Origin of the sequence: Acidovorax sp., from assembly GCF_046339755.1 — a bacterium.
Lineage (GTDB): Bacteria > Pseudomonadota > Gammaproteobacteria > Burkholderiales > Burkholderiaceae_C > Acidovorax.
Map to the genome: position 1 here is coordinate 1 of NZ_JBKDTZ010000119.1, position 8,794 is coordinate 8,794.

Below are 8,794 nucleotides of genomic sequence, written 5' to 3' on the forward strand. Positions count from 1 at the left end.
ATGCCGGGCAGCGCCGCATGCTCGGCGAACCACTGCAGCTGGCGGGCTTCGTTCAGGTAGTCCACCTCGTGACGCAGCGAGCGCTCGATTGCCTCCAGCACCCGCTCCACCACCACAACGCCGGGCAGTGGCAGGTCGCTGTGCGCCAGGGCGCGCAGGCTGGTGCGCAAGAGGCGCATGTCCGAGGCGATGGTGGCGGCAATGCCCGGGTACTGCACCTTGACCGCCACGGCCCCATGCCCCGCCAGTTCGGCGCGGTGCACCTGGCCCAGGCTGGCCGCGGCAAAGGCCTGGGGCTCGAAGCGGGTGAACAGGGCCTCGGGCTCTTGCCCGAAGGACTGGCGGAACACCCGGCCCACCAGCGCGCGGTTGAGCGGCGTGGCCTGGTGGCAGGCGCGCGCCAACTCGCGCCGCACGCCCTCGGGCAGAAAGCTGCTGTCCATGCTCAGGATCTGCGAGACCTTGAGGGCGGTGCCGCGCAGCTGCCCCATGGCCTGGAACAGGATGCGGCCCATGGCCGCTTCGTGGCGGGCCTGGGCATCGGCCTTGGCTGCCTCGTCGGCGGCGTTGGGACGCATGCGTTCGCCCAGGCGGGCCAGGCCCAGGCGCGCGGCCGCCACACCGGTGATGGTGCCGCGCGCCAGGGCGCCGGTGCGCGGGGCCTTGGTGCCGCGCGTCATGCCCGTGCCAGCATGGCCCGCACGATGCGGCGGTGGAATGGTGCCACCACGGCCATATAGGCATGGCCCAGCGGGTTGTGGATGTGCACCACCGTGCCCAGGGCCAGCACGGCCTGCCCACCCTGCATGCGCTTGTGCAGCGAGACCTGCACATCGAGGTGCTTGTCGTCCTGGCCCATCACCACCTCGCGGTCCGACAGGTGGCGGATCTCGAAGATGCCCACCCGGTCGCCCACGCGGTAGCGGCTGGCGTCGCGCCGCGTGCCATCGTTCAACTGGCCCAGGCCCTTGAGCCCGACCAGGCGCACCAGACGGTTGCGCAGCGCCATCAGCGCCCGCGTCCAGCCCGGCGTGCGGGCCACCACGTCGAGCCACGATTGCAGCGCGCTGTGGCCGGGCGCAGGGTCGGCGGTTTCATAGCAGTCGGCGAACTGGGCGCCGGGCAGGCGGGCTTCGATCACGCTGCCGGTGGGCAGTGGCGTGGCGCGGATGGTGCGTCGCATGCTCATGGCGCGGCCTTGCGGGTACGGGGCTTGCGGGCGGCTTTGGCTTTCGGCTCGGCGGGGGTGGGCTCGGGCGCCTGCGGCCTGCGCGGCCGGCCCGCCGCGGCGCCGTCGCCCAGCGAGGCCTTGGCCATGCGCAGCACGCCGATGAGCCCGCTGCCATGCTGCATGAAGCGCGCCATCTGGCTGCGCAGCACGAAGCCGCCCAACTGCAGCATGCGGTTGACCAGGCCCGCGCGCAGCGCGGTAACCAGCACCCCAAGCGACAGGTCTACCAGTTGCGTGGTCTCTGCGAATTCGTCCGAGGTGTCGGCCAGCCAGTAGGCCACCACGCCGGCCAGGTAGTCGCCGAACAGGCCGCTGGCCACACCCTTGAAGTCGCAGGGCTCGATCTCGCCACTGTCCTCGGCCGCGGTGAGGAAGTCCGCCACAGCCTCGCGCAGCGCCTGGCGCGAGGCCAGGGGCTCGGCCCACATGGACAGGGGCGAGCGCCTGGCCAGGGCCATCACCTCGGCCACGAACTCGCGGTCGGGCAGCAGGCGTTCGAGCAGCGCATCGGCCAGGCGCTGCAGCTTTTCCTGCAGCCCATAGTCCGCCAGGCCCGGCGTGGCCAGGGTGTCTTCCAGCGCGCCGCGCACGGCCTCGTCCACAAAGCCCAGCACCACGCGGTCCTTGGTGGGGAAGTACTTGTAGATGGTGGCGTCGCCAATGCCCGCCGCGCGCGCGATGTCCTTCATCGTCGTGCCGTCGAAGCCCTGGCGCGTCATCAGATCGACTGCGCTGGCCACGATCTGGCGGCGCGTCGCATCCTGCTGTTGGCGGGTGGTTTTCATTTGCTATCTTTAAATTCAATGAATTTGTAATTTAAAGAATAGTAAATTTTGTTTAAAGCGTCAAGCAGGCACAGCGCCGCCTGGCATACCGAGACGCCAGCGCATGTTCAGGAGAGGCCTTGGCGTCGCATTCCGGTGAAGGCCTCGAACTCCCAGCTGCGCAGCGCCAGCAGCAGGGTGTAGCCCTCGAGTTCGCGCGGCGGCAGCTTCTGGTCCGCCAGATGCTGCTGGGCAAAGTCCTGGGCCACGCGCTGCATGCGTTCCATGAAGGCCGGGGCCAGGCTGCGGCTGATGGTGCCGTGCACCAGCAGCACGCCTTCGCCCGCGCCGTCAAAGCCGCCCGCGAAGTAGTCGAGCAGCGCGTGCTCGCGGAAGTAGTTCATCACAGGCCCGTGTGGGCGCCAGCGGAAGGTCTTGGCCAGCTTGAGGCGGTAGCCGTCGAGCGTGCGCAGCTCGATGATGCCGATGCGGTCGAGCTGGGCCAGGTCCTTGCTGCCCTCGGCCTCGGAGAGGCGGTAGGTGCTGGTCACCTGCTCCAGCGTCCACTGGCTGAGCACGCAGATGGCCATCAGCAGCAGGCGCTTGTCGGCCACCACGGCCTTTTCCTGCTCCTGTGTCAACTCCTTGAGCAGGTGCTGGCTCTCGGCCACGCGGCGTGCCAGGTCGGCAAAGTCCAGCGCCAGCGCGCGGCAGATCGCGTCGATGCGCGACAGCGGCATGTCCCCCTTGGCCAGCATGCGCTTGACGCTGGACTCCGCCATGCCCAGCTGCTGCGCGAGGTCGGCGTAGGTCATCTGCGCGGTCTTGAGTTCCTTCTTGAGGGCGGTGACGAGGTCGGCGGTGGTGCTCATGGGTATCGATTATCGGTACCTGTGGTGCATTTGGCAGCCCTTTGCACAGATTTCGGTACCGATTTCGCCCTCGGCATTCCCACACTGCGCCCCACCAACCACTCCCGGAACCCGAACCATGCCACTGCCAATTCCTCCCCGCGCCACGGGCCCGTCACGCCTGGAGGCCGCACTGCTGCTCGCTGCCGGCGCGCTGCTGGCGCTGGCCGTGTTCGGCCCGGTGCTGCACGACAGCGCCCACCAGCACGGCTTTGCCGACCAGCGCACGCTGCTGGGCATTCCCTGCGCCCTGGACGTGCTGAGCAACCTTGCGTTCGCCATGGCCGGGGCCCTGGGCCTGGCGTGGCTGGCCCGGCTGCCGTCGGGAGCCGTGGATGGCGTGTCGCGCGCCTTGGCGGGCCTGTTCTTCGCCGGCCTGGTCTGCACCGCAGCGGGCTCGGCCTTCTACCATTGGCGCCCCAGCGACTTCGGCCTGATGTGGGACCGGCTGGGCATGGTGCTGCCGTTCGCGGGCCTGCTCGGGCTGGCGGCGGCGGGCCGCGTCAGCCAGCGTGCCGGCATTGCCACTGCGGGGGCCGTGCTGCTGGGCGGCACGCTGGCCGTGCTGTGGGGGGCGCTGTCGGGCAACGTGTTGCCCTGGGCCGTGGTACAGCTGGGCGGAATGCTGGTGGTGCTGGCGCTGGCCATGCTGCCGCGACGGGGTGGCGCTCTGGCCTTGCACCTGGGCGCGGTGATCGCCTTCTATGGCGTGGCCAAGCTGTTCGAGGCGGCCGACCATGCTGTCCTAGAGGCCACGGGCCAATGGGTGTCGGGCCACAGCCTCAAGCACCTGGCCGCCGCCGCAGCGGCGCTGCCGGTGCTGTCCGCCCTGGCGGGCCTGCTGCCACGCAACGCGGGCCATGGCCCTGTCGCCACAACCGGGCAGAATGGCGCCCAGCATCGGTCCGCAAGCAGGCCGATCAACGCGCCCGAAATGCCGTTCCTGCAAACCAAGATGCCAACGAGGAGAGACGCATGAGCACCGAGACCCCTTCTGCGGGCGCACGCCCCCTGCACGGCAGCCCCGGCGCCCAGGGCAGCCACGCAGGCCATGGCGGCCACGAGGATCCCAACCAATTCGCCCTGCTGCGCCAGCGCCGCTTCGCGCCCGTCTTCTGGACGCAGTTCTCGGGCGCCGCCAACGACAACCTGTTCAAGTTCGCCTTCACGGTGATGGTGACCTACCAGCTCAGCGTGGGCTGGCTGCCGCCAGCGATGGCCGGGCTGGTGATCGGTGCGCTGTTCATCCTGCCGTTTTTGCTGTTCTCGGCCACCTCGGGCCAGCTCACCGACAAGTACGACAAGACGAAGATGATCCGCTTCGTGAAGAACCTGGAGATCGCCATCATGCTGGTGGCGGCCGTGGGCTTCGTGGCGGGCAACGTGCCCATCCTGCTCCTGTGCACCTTCCTCATGGGCATGCACTCCACGCTGTTCGGGCCGGTGTAGTTCGCCTACCTCCCCCAGGTGCTGACCGAGCGGGAGCTCACGGGCGGCAATGGCATGGTGGAGATGGGTACCTTCGTCGCCATCCTGCTGGGCAACGTGGCCGGCGGCCTGCTGGTGGCCCTGCCGGGCATCGGCCACACCACGGTGGCGATTGCCTGCGTGGCGCTGGCGCTGGTCGGGCGCCTGGTGGCCCAGGCCATTCCTTCGGCACCGGCCACCGACCCGGGCCTGGTGATCAACTGGAACCCCATCACCGAGACCTGGCGCAACCTCACGCTGGCGCACGTCAACATCGTGGTCTTCCGCTCGCTGCTGTGCATCAGCTGGATGTGGTTCTTCGGCGCGGTGTTCCTGTCGCAGTTCCCCAGCCTCGCCAAGGAGGTGCTGCACGGCAACGAGCAGGTGGCCTCGCTGCTGCTGGTGGTGTTCTCGGTGGGCATCGGCATCGGCTCGCTGCTGTGCGAGGTGCTTTCGCGCCGCCATGTCGAGATCGGCCTGGTGCCGCTGGGCGCCATCGGCATGAGCGTGTTCTCCATCGACCTGTACTTCGCCGCGCGCAGCCTGCCGCCCGCGGAGATCATGGGCCTCGGTGCCTTCCTGGCCCAGGCGCCGCACTGGCGCGTGATGCTCGACCTGGCGCTGCTCAGCCTGTTCGCCGGCCTGTACAGCGTGCCCATGTACGCGCTGATCCAGATGCGCAGCCAGCCTACGCACCGCGCGCGCATCATCGCCGCCAACAACATCCTGAACGCGTTGTTCATGATCGCCAGCTCGCTGATCGCCGGCGCCCTGCTGGGCGCAGGCTTCACCGTGCCGCAGATCTTCTTGTTCACCGGCCTGGCCAACGCCGTGGTGGCGTTCTACATCTTCATGCTGGTGCCCGAATACCTGCTGCGCTTCGTGGCCTGGGTCTCTTCGCGCTTTGTCTACCGTTTCAAGGTGCAGGGCGACGAGAACCTGCCCACCACGGGTGCGGCCATCCTGGCCTGCAACCACGTGAGCTTCATCGACGCCGTGCTGCTCATGGCGGCCAGCCCGCGACCCATCTACTTCGTGATGGACCACCGCATCTTCCGCGTGCCCGTGCTCGGCTGGCTGTTCCGCCTGGCCAAGGCCATTCCGATTGCGCCCTACAAGGAAGACCCCGCCACCTACGAGGCCGCCTTCGAGCGCGCAAACCAGGTGCTGCGCGAGGGCGACCTGCTGGCCATCTTTCCCGAAGGCGGCATCACCAAGGATGGGCAGCTGCAGGAGTTCAAGGGCGGCATCATGAAGATCCTCGACCGCGCGCGCGACGAGGGCATCCACGCCCCCGTGATCCCCATGGCGCTGACCAATCTCTGGGGCTCGTACTTCAGCCGCATCGAACAGGGCGGTGCCATGGTGCGGCCCTTCCGCCGCGGCTTCTACAGCCGGGTGGGGCTCAACGTGGGCCCGGCGGTGCCAGCCTCCGAAGTGCAGCCCGCATCCCTGCGCTCGCGCGTGGCCGATCTGCTGGCCGCCTGATGCAGGGCACCGAAAGCCACCTGGAGATGCAGGAGCGGGTCGTGCTGGCGCGCCGCATCATGGCTTTCCTGCATGAAGTCGGGCTGGCGGTGACCGAGGCCGCGGTGCCTGCCGACAGCTTCCTGCCCGGCCTGCGCATCGTGCAGGGTGGTTTGCGGGTGGACCTGGAACGCTTGCGTTGGCCGGGTGATCTGCTGCACGAAGCGGGGCACCTGGCCGTGGTGCCTGCCGCACTGCGCGGCGGCATGGGCGATGCGCTGGCCGAACTGCCCCCCGTGCCGCACGGGGGCGAGATCGAGGCCACGGTGTGGGCCTGGGCAGCCCTGCAGCACCTGCGGCTGCCGTCCGCCGTGCTGTTCCACGACGGTGGCTACCACGGCCAATCCGCGGGCCTGCGCACCACCTTCGAGCTGGGCGTGTACCCGGGTTTGCCAGGGCTCGTCGCGGCGGGGCTCACCGCATCGCCTGGGCAGGCCGCCGCCCTGGGCGTGGTGCCTTACCCGCACATGCTGGCCTGGCTGCGAGCTTGAAGTGAAACACCCCCTGAGGCGCTTCGCGCCTTCCCCCCTCTCTCTCCTCGCTGCGCGAGTCGGGAGGGGGACACCCCCAGTGCGGCGGGGCGGCCCTTGCACGGGGGCACTGGCCTTGGCCACGCCAGTTTCATGCGTCGCGGGTGGCGCGCAGCGCCATGAGTCACTGACACGATCAGATCACCGAGAGGCCCGCCAGCCGCGCCAGCCGCTGTGCGTCGGTCTCGCTGCGCTCAGCCGTTGCGAAAAAGAAAGCTGTAGGCGTTCAACGCCGGCACCCCTCCCAGGTGCGCGTACAGGACACGGGAGCCTTCGGGGAATTCGCCCTTGCGCACCATGTCGATCATGCCGTGCATGGACTTGCCTTCGTACACTGGGTCGGTGAGCATGCCCTCCTGGCGTGCGCACAGGCGGATGGCTTCGAGCGTGCCCTCGCTGGGCAGGCCGTACTCGGGGCCGCCGTAGCGCGTGTCCAGCACCACGTCCTCGGCCGTGATGTCCTGGCCCAGTTCCACCAACTGGGCCGTGTTCTGGGCGATGCGCAGGATCTGTGCATGGGTCTGCGCGGGCTTGGCCGAGGCGTCGATGCCGATCACCTTGCGTGCCCGGCCGTCGGCCGCGAAGCCCACCACCATGCCGGCCTGTGTGCTGCCCGTGACCGAGCAGACAACGATGTAGTCGAACGCAAAGCCCAACTCCTTTTCCTGCTGGCGCACTTCCTCGGCAAAGCCCACGAAGCCCAGGCCGCCGTAGGGGTGCTCCGAGCAGCCCGCGGGGATGGGGAAGGGCTTGCCGCCGGCCTTCTTCACATCGTCCATCGCCTGTTCCCAACTGGGGCGGATACCGATGTCGAAGCCTGCGGCATCCAGGCGCACGTCGGCACCCATGATGCGCGACATCTCGATGTTGCCCACGCGGTCGTACACCGCGTCGGAGTAGTTGACCCAGTTCTCCTGCACCAGCACGCACTTCATGCCCAGGTGCGCGGCCACGGCGGCCACCTGGCGCGTCTGGTTGGACTGGATGCCGCCGATGGAGACCAGCGTGTCGTAGCCGCCCGCGATCGCCTCGGGGATCAGGTATTCGAGCTTGCGCGTCTTGTTGCCGCCGAAGGCCAGGCCGCTGTTGCAGTCCTCGCGCTTGGCGTACAGGTGCACCTTGCCGCCCAGGTGGGCCGACAGGCGGTTCAACGGCGTGATCGGCGAGGGGCCGAAGGTCAGCGGGTGGCGGGCGAATTTCGGCAGGTTCATGGCGGCTCTCGTAGGCAATGGAAGGGGGGGGGGAATCGCTTGCAGGGGGCACCTCGCCTGCAATGCCTCCATCGTAGGAAAAGCCGTGGCTAACGTGGTTGTGAATGTGGATTGAATTTCGGAGGTTTGGTATGTAAAAATGCCAATCCGAATCCATTGATTCCAAAAAACAAGCCATGTGCGCAACAAAAGTTCACGGCAAGAGCGCGCCCGCCAGCGCCGCGGTCACGGACGATCTGGACCGCATCGACAAGGCCATCCTGCGCCTGCTGCAGCGCGATGCCTCGCTGTCCAACGTGGCCCTGGCCGAGAAGGTGCACCTGAGCCCGCCGGCCTGCCTGCGCCGGGTGGAACGGCTCAAGCGCCTGGGGCTCATCGACGGGGTGGTGGCGCTGCTCAACCCCAAGGCCGTGGGGGCCGGCATGCTGGTGATGAGCGGCGTGGTGCTCGACCGCTCCACGCCCGAGTCCTTCGCTGCCTTTGAGAAGGCCGCCGTGAAGATCTCGGGCTGCATGGAATGCCACGTGGTCACGGGCGAGTTCGACTACTTCATCCTGGTGCGCACGCGCGACAGCGACAGCTTCAACCGCCTGCATGCCGAGCAGCTGATCTACCTGCCGGGCGTGCGCCAGGTGCGCTCCTTCATGGTGCTGCGCAACGTGCTGTCGACCACGGAGCTGCCGCTGGCGATTTAGGGGGAGGTCGTCACGATGCCTCGACCGCGAACGTCAGCCCTGCATTCTCCTGAAGCCGGGTGATCAGCGGCTCGCCCATGGCGGGCGCGGTGGTCCAGATGCCGCCCGGGGTGGCCGCGGCCTCCCGCAGCAGGCAGACGGCCGACTCGGCGATCATTTTGCTGGTCGAGCCATAGCCCGGGTCGCGGTCGCCTGTGACGCCCACGCGCAGGGTGTTGCCCTGGCTGTCTTCGCCGAGGAACAGCACGTCGTAGGACCCCGCCTCGCGCTCCTCGCGCGACGGGCCTTCGCCGGGTTTCGGGCCTTCCTTGGAGCCCATGGACTTGTCGCCCGCCACCGCATTCGCGATGGCCTCCCCCTTGGCGCCCGGGCCGGTGACCAGCATCTCGTCGTAGACGAAGTCCGTGCCATAGGCGTGCTGCAGCAAAAAGTTGGAGCGGTGCACGTTGCGCGTGTTG

Annotated in this window: 8 protein-coding genes and 2 pseudogenes; 4 read left to right on the top strand and 6 right to left on the bottom strand. The window is 68.5% G+C overall.

Translation table 11 applies throughout. The annotated features are described in order from the left end of the window. From ACK59X_RS09310 to ACK59X_RS09325, 4 genes are all read right to left on the bottom strand, one after another. Positions 1 to 680: AarF/UbiB family protein (locus ACK59X_RS09310; RefSeq protein ID WP_409956747.1), on the bottom strand; the 680-nt coding region annotated here is incomplete at its 3' end. Next, on the bottom strand, positions 677 to 1,189 hold the full coding sequence (locus ACK59X_RS09315) for a DUF2867 domain-containing protein (RefSeq protein WP_409956749.1): 513 nt from the start codon (positions 1,187 to 1,189) through the stop codon (positions 677 to 679). The genes ACK59X_RS09315 and ACK59X_RS09310, both read right to left, overlap by 4 nt. After that, complete coding sequence (locus tag ACK59X_RS09320) at positions 1,186 to 2,016, bottom strand: TetR/AcrR family transcriptional regulator (protein ID WP_409956750.1); 831 nt, start codon at positions 2,014 to 2,016, stop codon at positions 1,186 to 1,188. The genes ACK59X_RS09315 and ACK59X_RS09320 overlap by 4 nt, the downstream gene beginning before the upstream one ends. A gap of 107 nt (positions 2,017 to 2,123) precedes the next feature. Then, positions 2,124 to 2,867 (bottom strand): helix-turn-helix domain-containing protein, encoded by a 744-nt coding sequence (locus tag ACK59X_RS09325; RefSeq protein WP_409956752.1) that lies wholly within the window; start codon positions 2,865 to 2,867, stop codon positions 2,124 to 2,126. A 118-nt stretch (positions 2,868 to 2,985) separates the two neighbouring features. Here ACK59X_RS09325 and ACK59X_RS09330 point away from each other — a divergent pair, with 118 nt between their 5' ends. The 3 genes and pseudogenes from ACK59X_RS09330 (at position 2,986) to ACK59X_RS09340 (ending at position 6,391) form a co-directional block, all read left to right on the top strand. Continuing rightward, positions 2,986 to 3,885, top strand: a complete 900-nt coding sequence (locus tag ACK59X_RS09330; RefSeq protein ID WP_409956754.1) for a hypothetical protein — start codon at positions 2,986 to 2,988, stop codon at positions 3,883 to 3,885. Further along, positions 3,882 to 5,861 (top strand): annotated as a pseudogene (locus ACK59X_RS09335) (MFS transporter). The gene ACK59X_RS09330 and the pseudogene ACK59X_RS09335 overlap by 4 nt, the downstream one beginning before the upstream one ends. Further along, a complete protein-coding gene (locus tag ACK59X_RS09340; RefSeq protein WP_409956756.1) occupies positions 5,861 to 6,391 on the top strand; it encodes a hypothetical protein in 531 nt (176 codons plus the stop codon). The pseudogene ACK59X_RS09335 and the gene ACK59X_RS09340 overlap by 1 nt, the downstream one beginning before the upstream one ends. 233 nt (positions 6,392 to 6,624) lie before the next feature. On the opposite strand, the gene ACK59X_RS09345 is transcribed toward ACK59X_RS09340, so the two are convergent. Beyond that, a complete protein-coding gene (locus ACK59X_RS09345) occupies positions 6,625 to 7,641 on the bottom strand; it encodes a 1-aminocyclopropane-1-carboxylate deaminase (RefSeq protein WP_409956758.1) in 1,017 nt (338 codons plus the stop codon). Positions 7,642 to 7,817: 176 nt separating this feature from the next. Here ACK59X_RS09345 and ACK59X_RS09350 point away from each other — a divergent pair, with 176 nt between their 5' ends. Further along, positions 7,818 to 8,336, top strand: a complete 519-nt coding sequence (locus tag ACK59X_RS09350; protein ID WP_409956760.1) for an Lrp/AsnC family transcriptional regulator — start codon at positions 7,818 to 7,820, stop codon at positions 8,334 to 8,336. A 10-nt stretch (positions 8,337 to 8,346) separates the two neighbouring features. On the opposite strand, the pseudogene ACK59X_RS09355 reads toward ACK59X_RS09350, so the two are convergent. Next, positions 8,347 to 8,794, bottom strand: a pseudogene (locus ACK59X_RS09355) (saccharopine dehydrogenase); the annotation flags it as partial.